The sequence below is a fragment of the Rhodococcus sp. W8901 genome (assembly GCF_013348805.1).
Taxonomy (GTDB): domain Bacteria; phylum Actinomycetota; class Actinomycetes; order Mycobacteriales; family Mycobacteriaceae; genus Prescottella.
On the sequence record NZ_CP054690.1, the window covers coordinates 5,525,071 to 5,540,781 of the forward strand.

Genomic DNA, 15,711 nt, shown 5'->3' on the forward strand with positions numbered 1-15,711 from the left:
TCCGGGACGGGAAGTCGCGCCGCCCAGTTGATCTGGCGCCCGGACGGATCGAAGGCCCGACGGTCAGGACCCAACCAGTTCCCTTACACTGGTCCGGCAATGAAGCTCAATGGGGGGACGACCGGTCGTCCGAGGGCCGCCACGACCGATCCGACCGAAGACACCGGCTCACTCGCGGCGGATCTGCTCGTCATCGCGCGGGCACAGCGCGAGATGTACAACGACCCGCTCGCCAAGGGGCTGCTTCCGCTGATCCTCGATTCCTGCTTTCGGGATCCGATCACCGCAGATGCCTTCTCGGAACAGTTCATCCACCGCCAGCGCGCGGCGACCGTCAAGGTGCCGGAGAGAGCGATCGTGCGCGGCGAGATCCAACTTTGCGCGCCCATGCTGTTCCGTGCGGCACTTCCGGGCATGGCGCCGATCGACGAGGACTTCGAACGTGCGATCGTCGCATCGGTCCTCAGAGACCTGAGAGTCGCGAACGCGGAAGACGTGGTCGCTCAGGCCGTCCGGCAGCTGGACCCGATGCAAGGAGGCCATCATGGCGAAGCGTAAGACCCTGCCGAAGGAGTTCGACGCGATGCTGGAGACCGCATCGCTCGACGATCTGAAGGCGGTGTTCGACAGGACGTTGGTCGATGCCCGCGGCGGATCCGGAAAGCAGACCGCCCTCGGATTCGTCGAGTGTCCGGACGAGCTGATCGTCTGGCTGGTCGAGCAGGGACTCGATGTCGATACCGCGGACCTCTATGAGGACACCCCACTCTGGACGAGAGCATCGAGGGGCCGCGCGGAGCAGATCCCGCTCCTGCTGTCGCTCGGGGCGGACATTCAACGACCGAACCGGTACGGCGAGTCGCCCCTGCACGCAGCCACGGGAGGCCAACGCCCCGACGCGACGAGGGTGCTGCTCGAACACGGCGCCGATGCTCGAATCCTGAACGGCAGGGGCGAGACACCGATGCTCTCCGGCCTCCGACGCACGCAGAACTTCTTCATCCCGGGTATGGCCCGCGTCGCGAAGCTACTCCTCGACGCCGGGGATCCCGTGACCGACGAGATGCGGGCCGCGGTGACCCGGATCGGCACGGAGTTCGAGTTCCACCGGGACAACTTCAACCCCGACTTCCTCGACGAGACCGATGCCGGCCTCGCGGAGCTCTACCGGTTGTTCGGCGTCACGCCCGTTGCCGGCCGTCGGCGACACGACGGCGTCTCGCCGATCGCGGTTCCCGCGGGCGCGTGGCAGGACCAGCATCAGGCGCTCTGGGAGTTGCTGGTGCCGTCGAACGGCCCTGCGGCGACCGTGCAGGGCGAGGTGGTCCGCCTCACCGGACGGATCGCGAGGGAGATCCTCGACGACGGAAGCCCGAACTGGGGACGCGACTTCAGGAACATGCTCGCCGCGCTGCCCGAGCACTATGCGAGCGGCACCCCGCTCCCGGCCGGCGAACTGCAGGAGGCCCAAAGCCTCTCGCGGGCCTTGAAATCCGGCGACGGGGACGACGCACAGGTGTATCGCCTGAGCGAACTCGCGGTCGCGTGGGTCAGTTTGAATCCGAAATCGGTACCGCTGGGGAAGGTGAACTATGGGCGTTGACTTCGACGAACTGGAGCTGCGTCTGATGCGCGAGTTCCTGGAGAGTGCGTCCGCGACCGAGTGGTTGGTGACCGCACTCGCAACGAACTACGACGGCAAGTCCGAGCTGATCGCATGGATGGCCGCGCATCCGAAGCTCGATCGTGCCACCGCAGCGGCCTTGTACTGGTACTCCCAGCCCGGTTACTACCAGAGGTTCCGCAGCGAGGCCGATGTGCCGTCGGTCAATCGCGCGGGATGGGCGAATGTGCATGTGCTGCAGGACCGTATCGTCTCCGGCACGGTGGCGGTGGCCGGTCCGTCGTTCGACCCGGCGAACGATCTCTCGACTCCGACCGGGAATCCGAAGCACCCCGGCCAGGACTGGACGGCGGAAGCGCTGGGCGCACAAGATGATCCGGGATGGCTGATCCCTCCGGTGATGTTCGAGTCCGTCACCGGAGACGACGTCGACATCCGCGGCTACGTGGAGTCCCACGGATGGAACGAGGGGATGCCGCCTTCCGTGCTCGATGGGCTCGAAGCTGCATGGCGGGAAGACGACGAGGACGAGGACTAGGACGAGGACGGCGAATGATGACTTGCTATGCGGAAGTCGAGAACTCCGTTCGTGAGTGTGCAACCCACGCTACGGCCGAGGCGCAGGCCGAGTTCGGGCTCGCGGTCACGCGGGAACTCCTCACAGCGGATGGAGTGGCGGCGGCAGCGGCAGCAGAGCTGACGGAGGCCGGGGCACGCGCCGTCAGCGCGGCGGCCGACGGAGCGGGTACGGCGTCTGCCGAGCAGATCCGGGCCTGGATCGAGGAGATCGACGAGGGCGATCTGTCGGATGGCGACATGGATCCGGATCTCCTGCGCGCGATCACCGCGCTGGAGACGTGGGCCGCCTATCTGGAGGATCGATCGCCGGGGCGGATCGCCGCACTCGGCATCGCACTGCTCGAGCAGGCGGACTTCCAGGCAAGTGGGGCGCCGTTGGATGACTTCCTCGCGCCGCCGGAGACGCGGCAGGCGTTCGAGTGGATTCGTGCGGCGCTCATCGAGCCGGCGATGCATGGAAGCGAGCCACGGGCTGTGTTCGAGAACAGCATCACGATCGATGGGGCGGACAAGACGGCTGTCCGGCGAGCCTTCGTCGATGGGGCGGTGTCGCGTCGCCTGCGGATCACAGGCGCGATCGCGCTCCCGATCGCGCTGCTCGTCGGCATTGTGGCGGCGGTGTCGGGTCGCCCCATCGGGGTGTTCGCGTTCGGGGTAATCGCCGCCCTCATCCTTCTGCTTGTCGTCTTCGTGGTCATCCTTCGTCGCGTTGCCGCGAAGGCGGTCGACGACGGCATGGGTGTCGGATCGCGACTCACCGTGCGGATCGATGCGGACGGGCTGGGGTTGGACGGCGGGTTCGGCTCATCTCGCGCGCCGTGGAATTCACTCTCCGACGCGGTGCGCATCAAGGACGGCATCGTGTTTCGGAACACGGCGGGGAAGGCGGCGTTCTTCGTGCCGGGTCGCGCGCTCGACGACAGAGCACTCGCGCTGGCCCGGCAGTACATCGATCGGGATCGGACAGGGACCGGAGATGAGTGACGAGGGTCGCGATCAGACATGGCGTGATGACAAGGAGTGCGTCGCGTGAGCGAGACGTGCGCCTGGGCTCGGCTCTTCCATGCCTATGGCGTGGCGATGGACACGCCCGCACATCTGGAGGCGTTGGCGGGTGCCGACGAGACAGCGTTCTCGACGGCGATGGAGCATCTGTACAGTGCGGTGCTGCATCAGGGCACCATCTACCCGGCAACGGCACCCGCGGTTGCCGCTGTTGCACAAGCCGTCTCGTTCTGGAGCGGCGATGCGGACCGGAAGACCGCCTCAGCGCGCCTGCCTGCGCTGGCGGATTTCCTCGATGCGGCGGGCGACAGTCTGACCCAGGCCGGGGAGCTGCTCGAGGACGAAGGCGAGGTCGTGCCGCCTTCGGACGAGGAGGCACGCGAGTTCTTCGAGACGCTGGCGTCCGACGATGAAGAAGAATCGGAGGAGGCGTGGGAGTCGCCTGTGGCAGGCGTGCTCATGACCCTCGCCATCCCGGCGCTCCGGCAGCAGACGAACCCGGTTCTGGAGGGTCTGCTTCAGCTCATGGGATCGGATGCCGTCACCCACAAGGCTGGGGCGGTGAGCGCGCTGGCGCGGTGGAACGGCAACTCCACCGCGCTGTATCAGCACCGAGTCGCCGCAGCGCTGTGTTCCTTCGCCGACAGCGCCACGGAGCGTGACGACCGGGCCGCGGCTGTTCTCGCTCTCGGCACCGTCGGAGCCGACGTCAGCGGCTGGCTCGCCGACGCCGACCCGGCGATCCGCGCGTGTGCCGCAATGCATCTGCCGTCTTCCGGGCAGGCGGCGGAAGAACTCGTTCGTGCGTTGACTCAGCCGGAAGAGGTCGACCAGTGGTTCGAACAGAAACCGAGCAGCTTTCCCATGCACGTCCGGTTCACGCTGCTGAACTCGCTCCTGCTACGGGAAACGTCCTTCGCCGCGATCCTGCCGGCGGCCGTTGCGATGGCGCAGCTTTCGACCCCGTACACGGCCGACAACGACTGGGGGCCGTTGCTTCGTGCCGCGTTCCCCGAGGTCGAGTTCGTTCCGGGCGAGTACCCACCGGTACCCGAGAACATCGGCGCGCCTCAGCGACAGTTCCTCGCGGCTTTGGTGGCGAACGAGAAGTTGTGGGGAACGAACATCGGCAACGCGGGTCTGGCGCTCATGCGCGTCGGCCTGCCGTATGACCGAGATGCGATCATGTTGCTGCTCAACGACGGGACCGGAGATGAGTGACGAGGGTCGCGACCAGGCGTGGCGGGACGAGCTGATCCGCCGGGGCGGCAGCATCCATCAGGACGAGGCGGAGCCGCTCAGCGATGAGGAGGACGCCGTCCAGCAGGCAGGCATCGATCGGTACCTCGCAATGCTCGATGCTCTCGACGGGCAGGCCGTCGAGGCGGAAACCGTCGAGGCGATCCTGTGGTCGTTGCACCCGCTCGACGACTACGGCATCTACGAGGCCGCCTACGGTGTTCTCTCGCAAGCCGATCCGGCAACGGGCGGAGCCGCCACCGCCCGGGTGCTGCCGAACTGGCTGGAGTCGCGCGGGGATCACGACAGCATCCGCACCGGCTCGATGTTCGTCACGGGTAGCGAGGACGCGACCCGCGCGTTTCTCACGGCGACCGACACCTGGGGCGATGCGCAACGCGCGCTCGTGCGCCGAACGCTCGGCCGCTGGGTCCGTGACGACGAGCAGTGGGAACCGATCCACGAGGCACTCGGCGGCACGAACAGGAAGCCGGTGCTCGACCCGATCCCGGACGACTGGCCCGAAGACTGGAGATCCGCCGCCGAGGCGTTCCGCGAGAGCGGTCGGGTCGATCGCGCCTGGACGAACGAGAAGGACTTCCCGAGCAACTTCGACCGCGTGTTCGCGATCATGGAGCTCGGCCACGACGTGCGCTGGCGGGAGGTGCCCGACTTCCTCAACGCGCTGCTCATGCGTCGGAGGAACGAACTCCCGAAGTTCATCGGTGCGCTCGCCGCGCTGCCCGACGATCGCCGCGAACGGATCGTCCTGGCCGTCGACGCCGCGCGCCCGGACACCGCCGAGTACCTGCGCGGGCTCTTGGAAGACCGCGAACGCCGCAGCTGATCGACGAATACCAGGCCTGTCGAAGGGCTCATCCCGGTCGCCGGGATCAACTTTCGTGGTGAACGGAGCTGTCCGACCCCAGCCGGCGGGATGCCGGGGAACTGATCGCAGGGCTGAACAGTGCCTGCCGCAGCGCGGACGCGGCCCGGCCCATTGCTTCAGGGCCCGATCGTCCAACGCCGACCATGTTCGCGAAGGAGTGGATGAGTCTGCGTTCGATGACATGCTCTACCGCGACACCTGCGTCGCGCAGTTTTTCGGCGTACTCATTGCCCTCGTCGCGCAAAGGATCGAACCCGGCGGTCACCACGTAGGCGGGCGGCAGTCCGGTGAGGTCACCGTAGATCGGGGACAGTAGCGGGTCTGTCCGGCTAGTCCCGGCGGTGACATAGCTGTCCTCGCTGGTGGCCACGAAACGTTTGGACAGGAAGAACCCGCTCGCATAGGTCGATCGGCTGGGGCGTCTGACGGCGAAATCCACCACCGGGTAGATCAGCAGCTGGAATACGGGCGGTACCGCAACTTCCCCCTGAACGGCGCGCTGAGCGAGCACCGTGGCGAGATTTCCACCCGAGCTGTCGCCACCGACGGCAATTCGGGTTGGGTCGATGCCGAGGCCGGTCGCGTTGGCGGTCACGAACGAGTACGCGGTCTCGACGTCGGCGCCAGCGGCGGGGAAGGGAAACTCGGGGGCGAGCCGGTAGTCGACCGCCACGACGCGGATGCCCGCCCGCTCCGCGAGGAAGCGGCACATCGCGTCATGGCTGTCGAGGTCGCCGTACACGAAGCCGCCGCCGTGGACGAAAAACAGGGCAGGGGATGCCGTGGCCAGACCGCGCGGGGTGTAGAACCGCAACCGGAGCGGACCAACTGGCCCGTCGATGTCGAGATCGGTGGCCGCGCCGATCGGCAGGTCCCCACCGACGGTTCTGGCGCTGCGGACGAGTGCGCGACGCCCCTCCGGGATCGGCTGTTCGTCGAATGGCTTGCCCTCGACCCTTTGCAGCCTGAGAATCAGCTGCATCTCGGCGTCGAGGATGTTGCCCTCGACCTCCACGGGCTGCCCCGCCAGGCGCCGGATGGCGCCGGAAGGCAGCGCCAGCAGGGCCTGTGCCGTGCGCCGTTTTGCGGAGTCGATCGCCCCAGCCATACGGGAGAGTCTATCGGCTGAACAGCGGATAGGTGAGGTGTTGGTCGCGCGTGACTGCGAGCGCTGCCGGAGCGCAATTGCTCGGGTCGGGAAGTTTCGACTTGCACAGGAGTCGGCAGCAAATCTAGCCAGAACTCAGACCAACAGGTGGCCGATTTCAGTCATCCGCGCAGGTTAGGGCCAGTCGATCAACACGTCGAGCTTGTCAATCAAGGTGGGTCATCTTGCTAGTTTCGCTTCATCTCAACAACAGCTGCAGGTTCGGTTCTACTTGTCCGAGCCACCTGGTGGAGACCGAGAGTAAGCGTGGCCGCGCGGCACAGTGCCTCCAGCGCTCATACTCGGCGCGCCGGCGGGCATGATCCGCCGCTGTTCCTGGCCACATCTGCGATCGCCACTTCTTTGGGGCGACGCGCTGACGGCGCTGATGCTCCCCGCCTTCGAGCTGAACGGAGAGTTCCAGAGCGCCATGGCCGTCGAGCATGCCTGAGCCGACGAAGTCGGGCAGACGCCGGCCGCGTCTCAGCGCGATCCGAACTGAGCCTCAGCGACCGAAGAGACGGCCGAAGAACCCGCCCCGGCCCGACGCGAGCAGCGCCCACTCGAGATTCCACAGCTCCTCGACCGTGATTCCGGCGAGGCGGCAGACGAACTCCAGGTGCGCGTCCTCCGGGTCGTCCTCGGTCTCGAACACCGCCTCGGCGTCGATCGGGGCGCCGAGGTCTTCGGCGACCTCACGCTCGGCGAGCACTCGGAGGCGGGGGTCGTCGCCGAACGACTGGACCACGTAGACGTCGCTCGTGCCACCGAGGGTGACGAGCACCGTTCCCGCGGGCGGCTCGGAGAGCTGCGGAAGCTGCTGGAGATCGAGATCGGGATCCACGAGCAGCACGTGCGCGCCGACCTGCGCGGCCGACGGGCCGGCCGCGGTGCTGCGGCTCGCGCCGTCGAAGTCGGTGGTCGATTCGGCGTCAGCTCCGAAGGCCGAGAGGTCGGTGTTCGGTACGAAGCCCAGCATGAAGTTCATCGACATTGCGACAGCCTAACGACCGGTGACGACAGTTCCCCGGATCGAGAAGCAGCCGGGTTGGCGCGCGCTACTCGCGGTCTGCCCGCCCGTCCGCGTACTGCGCGACCACGCGGTCACGCCATGCGCGGAAGTCGTCGAAGTTGCCGGCGAGCGCCTGCCGTAGCTCGGCGGCGCTGTTCACCCAGTCGATGTCCTCCCGATCGGGCACATCTTCCGGGGCATGGTTGGCGCCGGGGACGACATAGGTCGGGTTGCCCTGCAGATTGGCGATGAGGAACCCCGCCGCGACGCACAGCTCATAGATGAACGTCGTCTCCTCGTCCGACAGCGAGGCGTGATCGATCCCACCGCTCAACGGCTCCTCCTGATCGAGCGGGTCGAGGTGCAGGTCGGTCCAATGCCCGTCGAACGAGAGCGCCTGCCCGTCCGCATCGACGAGCAGCGAACCTCGGCCGGCGCTTCCCGCCGCGCGCAGGCCGCGCGTCTCGAGGAAGGCGGCGACGGCATCGCGATCCGCGTCGCGCTGCTCGTCTCCCTGGACGCGTACGAAGATCAGCGAGAATCCCATGCCCGGAATACTGTGCCATCGCGCGCACCTCGGCAAGGAAGACAATGACGGTCGCGGACGATGCCCTGCTCACACAGTGCGAGCTACCGAGACGGCACCTCGCTGCGGATCCCAGAGCATCAGGCCATGGCTCAGTGCCACCTCCATCAGGACGCCTGTGTAGCGCGCAACCGCCGAATGCGGGGCATGGATGATGATCCATGCGGTCTCGCCATCTCGACCCGAACTCGCGATCAGTGCGTTGTCAGGATCCGTCGCCTCACCCGGAAAGGGGGCAGCGATCTCCGCAAGGACCGCCTCTGCGTCGAAGTCCCCCATCGCCGGATGTCCATGTTCCTGGGTAATTGCATGCCAGGCTTCGAGGACCATAGCGGTCTTCGTCGTCGCAGCGCGTTTCCAGATACCGAAGTCGTAGCTCATTCACACTCCAATGACGCGTCAGTGTCCTGCTGGCGATCCAACCATCGAACACCAGGCGAGGCAGGCGCAACACTCTTGGTTCATGCTGCCGCCAAGCGGATGCGGGCCGACTCGACCACCCCGGCGCAGAGTTGCGGGTCACCGGCCACGACGGGCTGCGGCTGACCGCGTTCGTCACCACCATCTGCTGCCATTTGCCGGATCTGGAACTGCGGCGCCAGCATCGGGCCCACTGCGAGGACCGCATCCGGACCGCGAAAGAATTTGGACCACAGAACCTTCCGCTACACGGATCCGATCAGAACCGGATCTGGCGGGCGATCGTGGAGCCGGTCTGCGAGTTGACAGCGTGGACGCAACTGTTCGCATTCGAGGGCCACCCTGACCGACGGTGGGAACCCGAACAGCCACGGCTGCAGACTTTTTCGATTGCCGGGCGCATCACCCTGCACGCCCTCCGCATCCATCTACGATTGTCCACGCACGCACCGCAGGTCGACCTACTGACCGCCGGACTCAGGCGCCTCGCGGCACTGCCGACACCGATCCGAAACCGCTCAGGCCAGCACGCGGGGCTCGAGAAAGATTGAGGCTAGGTCTCCGATCGAACGAGAAACCCGCCGGGGGTAGGTTCCGGACGAACTTCTCCGATCGTCCCGCGACATCAACGTCTTTCACGACAGATGACCGCGAAATCCGGCCGTAGACGGCCGTTCCCACGGGCCGTGCGTCACAGGGTCGATCATCCGGCGGATCAGGGATGTTCTGTACTCAGGTGGTCGCTGACGGTGTCCGCGATGTCGCCGAGGACCTCGAGTTGCTGAGGGGTGAGCAGGTCGATGAAGCAGTGCCGTACGCTCGGCGCCTACTGCGTGGGCTGCTGCTGGATCCTGATGGGATTGCTGTTCGTCGGCGGCGTGATGAACCTTCTGTGGATCGCGGCGATCGCCATCTTCGTCCTGCTGGAGAAGATGATCCCGTTCGGTGACGTGAGTGGACGGTTCGCGGGCGCAGCGATGATCCTGGTCGGCGCGTTGAGTTTGGGCCTGTGAGGCGCGCGGCACTCATCCGGGTGACTCGACCGCGTCGGCGTCCACAACGTCCCCGGGAACTACAGCCAGTCGTGCTGGAAAAGGTGGTCATAGCCGATGGCGAAGGTGAGGTCGGACGGTTCCACCATCACCGTGCGCCGGTCACCGACCTGCGGTCGCACGCTACCTGTGGGCACCTCACAGCCCGCGTCGAACGTGTCAAAACCCGGGCCACTGATACGGACCGTCAGTTCGGCGATGTCCTGGCCCTCGTCGCTGCCCCGGATCCGGTTGACGGCGAGGATCTCCGCCGTCGCCGCGATCCCAGCGGCCCGGAATCGCTTTTCGTCCCAACGCCACCCGTAAGTACTGACTGCAAGCCCGATTCCGATCGGGAGGGTGAAGACTCCCCACCACAAGCCGGTCGCCAGCGAACCGTCGGCCCACCCGGCAATCGGCCCGGCCAGGATGAGACCACCCGCGATCGAATACGTCATCACCCCGCCGGCGGGACCGATGAGCTCGACCTGTCGCGGCCCCTTCGCGTTCTTGTTGGACACCTCGACACCCTATGTGTGGCACCACGCTTACAACGCGCCGTTCGCTTCCCGGGCTCGGATCCGGCCAGCGGGAAATTCCTGTACGCGGGCTCCCCGCCCCGCCACGTGTCCTGTTTATCGATCGCCGAACGCGACACCGGATCGAGAGCTGCGGAATGGAAGCCCAGGGGAGAATGTTCACCGCCAGCCTCCTCATGCCGGCGAGCCGTCTTGTGCCCCGGCTGAGCTGTGCGTGGGGACGGAGACCAGAAGCGAAGGACGACATGACCGGCAAGCACTTCGAGCTGACCGACGAAACGCGAAACTACTTCGGCCGCAACCTGCATCGCATCCGTGCCACACGCGACATGCCACGGTACGGCGTCCGCAAGGGCGACGTCGGAGGGTGGGTTGAATGCGAGCGCAATGTCTCCGGGTACGCGTGGGTGTCAGGCGACGCGAGGGTGTTTGGCGACGCATGGGTATCCGACAACGCGGAGATCTCAGGCAACGCGGAGGCCTCAGGCAACGCGAGGGTGTCCGGCAACGCGGAGGTGTCCGGAGACGCGCGGGTGCACGGCGACGCGCGGGTATACGGCGATGCCGAGGTGTACGGCGATGCCACCGTGTTCGGCAACGCGGACGTGTCCGGAGACGCGACGGTGCACGGCGAGGCGAGGATATTCGGCGACGCGGAGGTCGAAGGCAACGCCAGCGTGTACGGCAACGCGGACGTGTCCGGCGATGCGAGGGTATCCGGCCACGCCGAGGTGTACGGCCGAGCAACTGTCACCGAGCGCCAGGACATCCTCGTCGTCTACCCCATCGGCTCCCAGTCCGTCGCCGCGACTCTCACTCGCACCGCCGCCGGCCACAACTTATCGGTCGGGTGTTGGCATGGCGGCACCATCGACACACTGCCTGCAGAGGTAGATCGGCGCTCACAGACGTGGCCAGGATCAGAGCAAGATCATGCCCGCTGGCGCGCCGAGCACGAGGCGCTGGAGGCGCTGTGCCGGGCGCGTATCGCTGGGTGGAAGCGTACGGACGAAGGCCCTGCTACCGACTGTCCTGTTTGACGATCGCGACCAACGGTAGTCCGTGGTCCGGGCACCCCTGATCGCCTCGGTGTCGTCGGTGTCACAGCACGTTTCCTAGGATCGGGGCGTGCCCGATTCAAGATCACCCAAGACCCGGGCGCGGGACATCGACCGCGCGGAGACCTGCAGCCTGCTCGACGCTGCGTACGGGGACGGTCAGCTCGGTGTCGACGACTACGAGGCGCGCACCGCGGCCGCGATGCACGCGGAGACGCTCGGCGATCTGTGGGCACTCACCGAGGATCTGCAGGTCCCAGACCATCTTCGCGAGTCGCCGGAGTCGCCCGCCGACGAGGCCGGACAGTCGCACCGCCGTGGCCTCGTCCTGGCCGCGATGCTCGTTTCGGCGGTGGTGGTCTGCGGCGTCATCGGCTACCTGCTGTCCAGCAGTGTTGCCGGTGGTGACCAGTCGACCGGTGGTTCAGGATCGACTGCTGCCCAGCCTGCGGCGGCCGGTGAACCGGACCCGATCGCGGTCGAGCCGATCAACCTGCACACCGCCGACGGCATCCGCGAGTTCGTGCGATTGTTCGAACTGCAGTTCCGCGACACGATCGCCGACGATGTCGATCTGTACCGGGACGACGCCATCGTCGTGCGGATGGTTCCCCAGCAGCCGCACCGGTACCTGCGGTGGCGGTTCACCGGCGGGTTCGAGCAGTGGACCAACCTGCCCGGTCTCCGGGATCGGGATCGGGAGACGGTCGACCTCGCTCAGCTCGATGCCGACCGCATCGGTGGCCTGATCACCGGCGCGCTCCAACAGGTGCATCTGCCCAGCGGACGCATCGATCGTGTCGCGATCCGCGCCAACGACGGCCAGTCGCTCGTCACCGTGTACGTCGTGGACAACGACGAGTCCAGAGGGAACGTGACAGCGACACTCGGCGGCGAGATCGTGGAAGTCCAGACCGCACGGCAGGGGTGACCATGGCGACCAACCGCCGCCGACGGGCGACGACCGTGCCGGTACGTGCTCGGGACATCGACCGGGCCGACGCCCTCGCCCTCCTCGACGCCTCCTACGAGACCGGGCAGCTGAGCCCCGACGAACACCGGTCGCGCGTCGAATCCGCCGCCACCGCAGCGACCCTCGACGAACTCGACCGGCTCGTCGGTGACCTGCAGCTCACCGACGAGGTCGTCGGGAGAACACGGTTCACGCCGCCACCCCCGGACCCGCAGCCCGCGCCGTCGACTTCCACTGTGTCGGCTTCCACTGCGTCGACCTTTCCGGGATCCACGCCACGGCGCCGCGCCGTGGTCCTGGCCGGGGCAGCGCTCGCAGGGGGGCTGCTGTTCGTGACGCTGGTGGGCAAGGCGCCCGACTCGGGAACGAACTGGGCGGCGCCGGAGACCTCGGACAGCTCGGCGCTGTTCACGTTGGCAGGGTTCGGGCAGATGCTCGACGACATCCAGCGTGAGTTCGGCGACCTCGTCGTCGACCGCATCACCATCTACCCTGACCGCGCCGAAATAGAGCGACCCATCGAGGGTAAGCCCGGCCAGGACCAGAGCTACCGCTACCAACTCATCTCCGGTACAGGAGAACTCACCGACCAGGGCACGTCCTCGCGTAGCAGTGACGCGGTCCCCGACGATCTCACTCCGCTCCGGCAAAACCTGCCACGCGTGATCGGGCTGTTCTCCGGAGCAGACCGCACCCTCCGGGTCGAGAACCCGACCTCGGCGCACGTGATCATCGGAGCGAGCGGGCCGATCGTCGAGATGAACCTGACGAACGACGAGCAGGGCACGACGGGCTACCTCAGCGTCGGGTTCGACGGGGTCATCCGACGCATCCACCGATCGGACCAGTGAGCGCGGACCAGCTTCACGCGATGTCGCGGGTACGGGTGACCCACCAGCCCAGGCCGCTTTCTCGAATGAGCTCGACAAAGTTCAACGGCACGGCCCACAAGATCATCTGTATGTCATTGGTGGTTCAGCCCGCTGACAGTTGCTGATGGCCCGAAGGTGCCCAACATGGGTGTCCTGTTTGACGATCGGTGAGCGGGACTGGGACAGGTCGTAAGAAGGCGGGCAAAACCACGACCTCAAGTGCAAATTGGCGATTCAGACGAAGCGCCGTTGAGCTTCGACATCCAAGCGACGCTCATCATGCTCACCTACGCAGGATGCCGGCGCACCTCCCGACTGCGAGCGTGGCCGGTGCCCGGTCGCTGTAGATTGCGGCCGCGGCATCGGCCGACAGAGGCTTCGAGGCGTCGATCCATTCCCGTTTCCCCGGCGCGCGGAACCGCTCCAGGTAGGCCGCCCGATCCACCGCCGTGAAGGCTTCTGCAATCGCGGCACTGAGCCCAGGGATGGACGTCAGGACGTTCCGACGAAAGACGCCCGGGAACCCCCCACCGCCTTACCCGTCACGTCAGCTCCCCTCCACAGTCATGATGCACCAAGTCCGACCGCCCTCGGCCAGATCCACGACGAGCGCCCATGGACCAGCACGAAGGACACCCGGCGATCGTCGTCGCAACCGCGATGCAAGGGGGGATGCAAGGGGGAACGTGACACCTCAGGCGTGGTTCGTGCCGTGATCGGCGAACTCGGCAAAGCTCTCCACCTGGTCAAGGTCCGGGTCGAGGGCGCGGGCGAGCCAGAGTTCGTACCAGTCGAGGAACGTCAGCGGCTCGCGGGTGTCCGGGTGGAGCACCGGCAGCGCGGCGGCGTGCTCGTAGCTGTGCCACCACACCTGCCCCGCGGCCGGGCCGCGCAGGATCAGGAGGTCGTACGTGCCGCATCCCTCGTTCGCGAGGAATGTCGCGCCTCGGTGGATCCGGCCGATGTTCTCCGTCCACTGGAACTCGGAGTCCTCGGCGGCGGGCGGGCAGGGTCGCTCGGCGGTGAAGGGGAAGTCCGCGGCGTAGTCGATCGCGGCGTCCTCGGCCTCCTGCGCCAGCGGGAGAAGTCCGAGCATCGGTCCGGCTCCGCCGTCGCCCACCCGGGTGATCCACTCGCGGTAGTCGGCCGGAAGGCCGACGCCGAGCCGGTTCTCGAATGCCGCGAGGACGTCCGGGTCCGCGGTAGCGGCGTGCTCGTAGCGATGCACGGCCGCCCCGTGGATGTGGCAGCTGTAGCCGATGACCTCCCGGTCGCCGAGCGGGACGACGGTGGTCTTCAGATCGGCTGCTCGTAGTCGGTCGAGGCCGGTCAGGATCTCGGCGATCCGGTCCGGGTGCGTTTGCGCGTGTTTCATGCTCACATCCTGACGGATGCGACGACTTGCCTCTGAGTTCGGTGACACACCTACATTGACAGGCGCGTCCGACCACGGTCAAAGTGCACAGGCTACTTTGACGGATCTCGGGAGAGTCGGCGAAGCCCGTCGATATAGGTGTACCGCCGGATCGAAAGGTGGTCTGCTACGCCATGACCCCACAACCGGCTCGTTCACGGACCGCACAGCAACGGATCCCACTCCTGGCCGATTGCATCGCGTCGACACGGCGAGAGACGATGCGCCCGTGAGTATCTCCGACAAGAAGGCTACCGACCTCAATGCACTCGCGGACGATGGCGAACAGAACGTAGAAAGTGCATCTCGTCCAATCCCGTACGTGCCCAAGTCGCTTTCGGACATCGATCTTCGCCATGTGTGACCACCGCTGAGAAGGCTGCGGTCATACGTCAACGGGGCATCCGGGTACTCGAGCACTCCCTGAACGCCTACGGGCGCGCCGGCAAGCCGTGCCCGCGTTGCGGCCCGCCGATGGTGCGGGAGACCTTCATGAACCGCGGTTCGCACTTCTGCCCGAGGTGCCAGCGACGGCGCTGACGCTCGTGTTCGATGCCGGGAAGGATGTCGAGACTTGGCGCGTGAGCGCAGTCGCTTCTGGCTCTGTGGCTCAGGTCTACGTCAACGCGGAGTGAGCGAGCGATCGGCGTGTAGCGCGACGTGAACGTGTCCGTGGCTTGCAGGCGCTGATGCTTGACGCCGGAGCGCCTCGGGTCGCGGTGGCGTCCCGGCGGATCTCAGCCTCGAGCGGATCCGGATGAGCTGTGGGTCAGAGACGGGCAGGTCTCAGCGGCTCAATGACCTGGGCCTCGGAGCGCTCGCGCAGCTTGAGAAGCGCCTCGTCAAGGCTCGAGCCGAGCAGGTGGAGGGTGTTCATGCCGCGCGATTCCCACACCGGAAACTCCTCGTCGGCATTGCGGCTTGCGACGTCCCAGAGGAGAAGGTCGCCGTTCTCGCTCCAGCCGAAGACCTCGAGTCGTTCGGCGAGGTCCCAGCTACCGTCGGGCTCGATCATCCAGCCGAATTCCTCCTCTTCGCCGTCGCGGAAGACCGCGTGGAAGTGCTCGGTGAGGTTCGCTGCACGGGCCCGCCCGTCTGCGAAACCGGGTTGCACGGGCGGGTAGATGAGCCACAGGCCGAACGTGCGGGCCCAGCCGCAGGAGCGAACAAACTCGCGGTAGCTCTGGGGGTACCCGCCGCCGTCCGGGAAACGGAACGAATCGACTGCCTCGAAGTCGACATGCTCGAACGAGGGGGATTCAGGCGCGGGGACACTCATGACTCGATTATGGTCGGATTGCTGAAGCCACGCCCCTGGAACCA

The 15,711-nt window shown here is 66.6% G+C and carries 18 protein-coding genes and 2 pseudogenes; 13 read left to right on the top strand and 7 right to left on the bottom strand.

Annotated features, from left to right (window positions below; all coding sequences use genetic code 11):
- Positions 1-99 precede the first annotated feature (99 nt).
- The 6 genes from HUN07_RS25740 to HUN07_RS25765 are packed head-to-tail and all read left to right on the top strand — an operon-like array spanning position 100 to position 5,294.
- Positions 100-558 carry a TetR-like C-terminal domain-containing protein gene (locus HUN07_RS25740; protein ID WP_174914056.1) on the top strand — a complete coding sequence of 153 codons (459 nt, stop codon included), beginning with the start codon at positions 100-102 and terminating at the stop codon, positions 556-558.
- A complete protein-coding gene (locus HUN07_RS25745; protein WP_174914058.1) occupies positions 545-1,603 on the top strand; it encodes an ankyrin repeat domain-containing protein in 1,059 nt (352 codons plus the stop codon). The genes HUN07_RS25740 and HUN07_RS25745 overlap by 14 nt, the downstream gene beginning before the upstream one ends.
- Entirely contained in the window at positions 1,593-2,162 is a 570-nt protein-coding gene (locus HUN07_RS25750) for a DUF4274 domain-containing protein (RefSeq protein ID WP_174914059.1), read from the top strand. The genes HUN07_RS25745 and HUN07_RS25750 overlap by 11 nt, the downstream gene beginning before the upstream one ends.
- Positions 2,163-2,176: 14 nt before the next feature.
- Positions 2,177-3,187 (top strand): hypothetical protein, encoded by a 1,011-nt coding sequence (locus HUN07_RS25755; RefSeq protein ID WP_174914061.1) that lies wholly within the window; start codon positions 2,177-2,179, stop codon positions 3,185-3,187.
- A gap of 45 nt (positions 3,188-3,232) precedes the next feature.
- Entirely contained in the window at positions 3,233-4,429 is a 1,197-nt protein-coding gene (locus HUN07_RS25760; protein WP_174914063.1) for a hypothetical protein, read from the top strand.
- Complete coding sequence (locus tag HUN07_RS25765; protein WP_174914065.1) at positions 4,422-5,294, top strand: hypothetical protein; 873 nt, start codon at positions 4,422-4,424, stop codon at positions 5,292-5,294. Before HUN07_RS25760 ends, HUN07_RS25765 begins: the two co-directional genes overlap by 8 nt.
- A gap of 46 nt (positions 5,295-5,340) precedes the next feature.
- Here the strand turns inward: HUN07_RS25765 and HUN07_RS25770 are convergent, their stop codons facing one another.
- The 4 genes from HUN07_RS25770 to HUN07_RS25785 all read right to left on the bottom strand — a co-directional run bounded on the left by HUN07_RS25770 (position 5,341) and on the right by HUN07_RS25785 (position 8,462).
- Positions 5,341-6,444, bottom strand: a complete 1,104-nt coding sequence (locus HUN07_RS25770) for an alpha/beta hydrolase (RefSeq protein WP_114724400.1) — start codon at positions 6,442-6,444, stop codon at positions 5,341-5,343.
- Between the two features lie 544 nt (positions 6,445-6,988).
- Positions 6,989-7,477, bottom strand: coding sequence for a hypothetical protein (locus tag HUN07_RS25775; RefSeq protein WP_174914067.1), 489 nt, complete (start codon positions 7,475-7,477; stop codon positions 6,989-6,991).
- Positions 7,478-7,541: 64 nt separating this feature from the next.
- A complete protein-coding gene (locus tag HUN07_RS25780; protein WP_174914069.1) occupies positions 7,542-8,042 on the bottom strand; it encodes a hypothetical protein in 501 nt (166 codons plus the stop codon).
- Positions 8,043-8,111: 69 nt separating this feature from the next.
- Positions 8,112-8,462, bottom strand: coding sequence for a hypothetical protein (locus HUN07_RS25785; protein ID WP_174914071.1), 351 nt, complete (start codon positions 8,460-8,462; stop codon positions 8,112-8,114).
- A gap of 116 nt (positions 8,463-8,578) precedes the next feature.
- On the opposite strand from HUN07_RS25785, the pseudogene HUN07_RS25790 reads away from it, so the two are divergent.
- Both HUN07_RS25790 and HUN07_RS25795 read left to right on the top strand, forming a co-directional pair.
- Positions 8,579-9,052 (top strand): annotated as a pseudogene (locus HUN07_RS25790) (transposase); the annotation flags it as partial.
- A 249-nt stretch (positions 9,053-9,301) separates the two neighbouring features.
- Positions 9,302-9,514, top strand: coding sequence for a copper chaperone (locus HUN07_RS25795; protein ID WP_114724405.1), 213 nt, complete (start codon positions 9,302-9,304; stop codon positions 9,512-9,514).
- Positions 9,515-9,573: 59 nt separating this feature from the next.
- Here HUN07_RS25795 and HUN07_RS25800 read toward each other — a convergent pair whose 3' ends face one another.
- Positions 9,574-10,053 (bottom strand): hypothetical protein, encoded by a 480-nt coding sequence (locus HUN07_RS25800; RefSeq protein WP_174914075.1) that lies wholly within the window; start codon positions 10,051-10,053, stop codon positions 9,574-9,576.
- 263 nt (positions 10,054-10,316) lie between these two features.
- On the opposite strand from HUN07_RS25800, the gene HUN07_RS25805 reads away from it, so the two are divergent.
- The 3 genes from HUN07_RS25805 to HUN07_RS25815 all read left to right on the top strand — a co-directional run bounded on the left by HUN07_RS25805 (position 10,317) and on the right by HUN07_RS25815 (position 12,953).
- Complete coding sequence (locus tag HUN07_RS25805; RefSeq protein WP_174914077.1) at positions 10,317-11,111, top strand: polymer-forming cytoskeletal protein; 795 nt, start codon at positions 10,317-10,319, stop codon at positions 11,109-11,111.
- A gap of 88 nt (positions 11,112-11,199) precedes the next feature.
- Complete coding sequence (locus HUN07_RS25810; RefSeq protein WP_174914079.1) at positions 11,200-12,060, top strand: DUF1707 SHOCT-like domain-containing protein; 861 nt, start codon at positions 11,200-11,202, stop codon at positions 12,058-12,060.
- 2 nt (positions 12,061-12,062) lie between these two features.
- Positions 12,063-12,953 carry a DUF1707 SHOCT-like domain-containing protein gene (locus HUN07_RS25815; RefSeq protein WP_174914081.1) on the top strand — a complete coding sequence of 297 codons (891 nt, stop codon included), beginning with the start codon at positions 12,063-12,065 and terminating at the stop codon, positions 12,951-12,953.
- Between the two features lie 715 nt (positions 12,954-13,668).
- On the opposite strand, the gene HUN07_RS25820 is transcribed toward HUN07_RS25815, so the two are convergent.
- Positions 13,669-14,349: an SMI1/KNR4 family protein gene (locus HUN07_RS25820; protein WP_174914083.1), complete on the bottom strand. Its 681-nt coding sequence runs from the start codon at positions 14,347-14,349 to the stop codon at positions 13,669-13,671.
- Positions 14,350-14,617: 268 nt separating this feature from the next.
- On the opposite strand from HUN07_RS25820, the gene HUN07_RS27330 reads away from it, so the two are divergent.
- Both HUN07_RS27330 and HUN07_RS25825 read left to right on the top strand, forming a co-directional pair.
- Positions 14,618-14,752 (top strand): hypothetical protein, encoded by a 135-nt coding sequence (locus HUN07_RS27330; RefSeq protein ID WP_258557743.1) that lies wholly within the window; start codon positions 14,618-14,620, stop codon positions 14,750-14,752.
- Between the two features lie 27 nt (positions 14,753-14,779).
- Positions 14,780-14,928, top strand: a pseudogene (locus HUN07_RS25825) (zinc finger domain-containing protein); the annotation flags it as partial.
- A gap of 229 nt (positions 14,929-15,157) precedes the next feature.
- On the opposite strand, the gene HUN07_RS25830 reads toward HUN07_RS25825, so the two are convergent.
- Positions 15,158-15,667 carry a hypothetical protein gene (locus HUN07_RS25830; protein WP_174914085.1) on the bottom strand — a complete coding sequence of 170 codons (510 nt, stop codon included), beginning with the start codon at positions 15,665-15,667 and terminating at the stop codon, positions 15,158-15,160.
- Between the last annotated feature and the right edge of the window lie 44 nt (positions 15,668-15,711).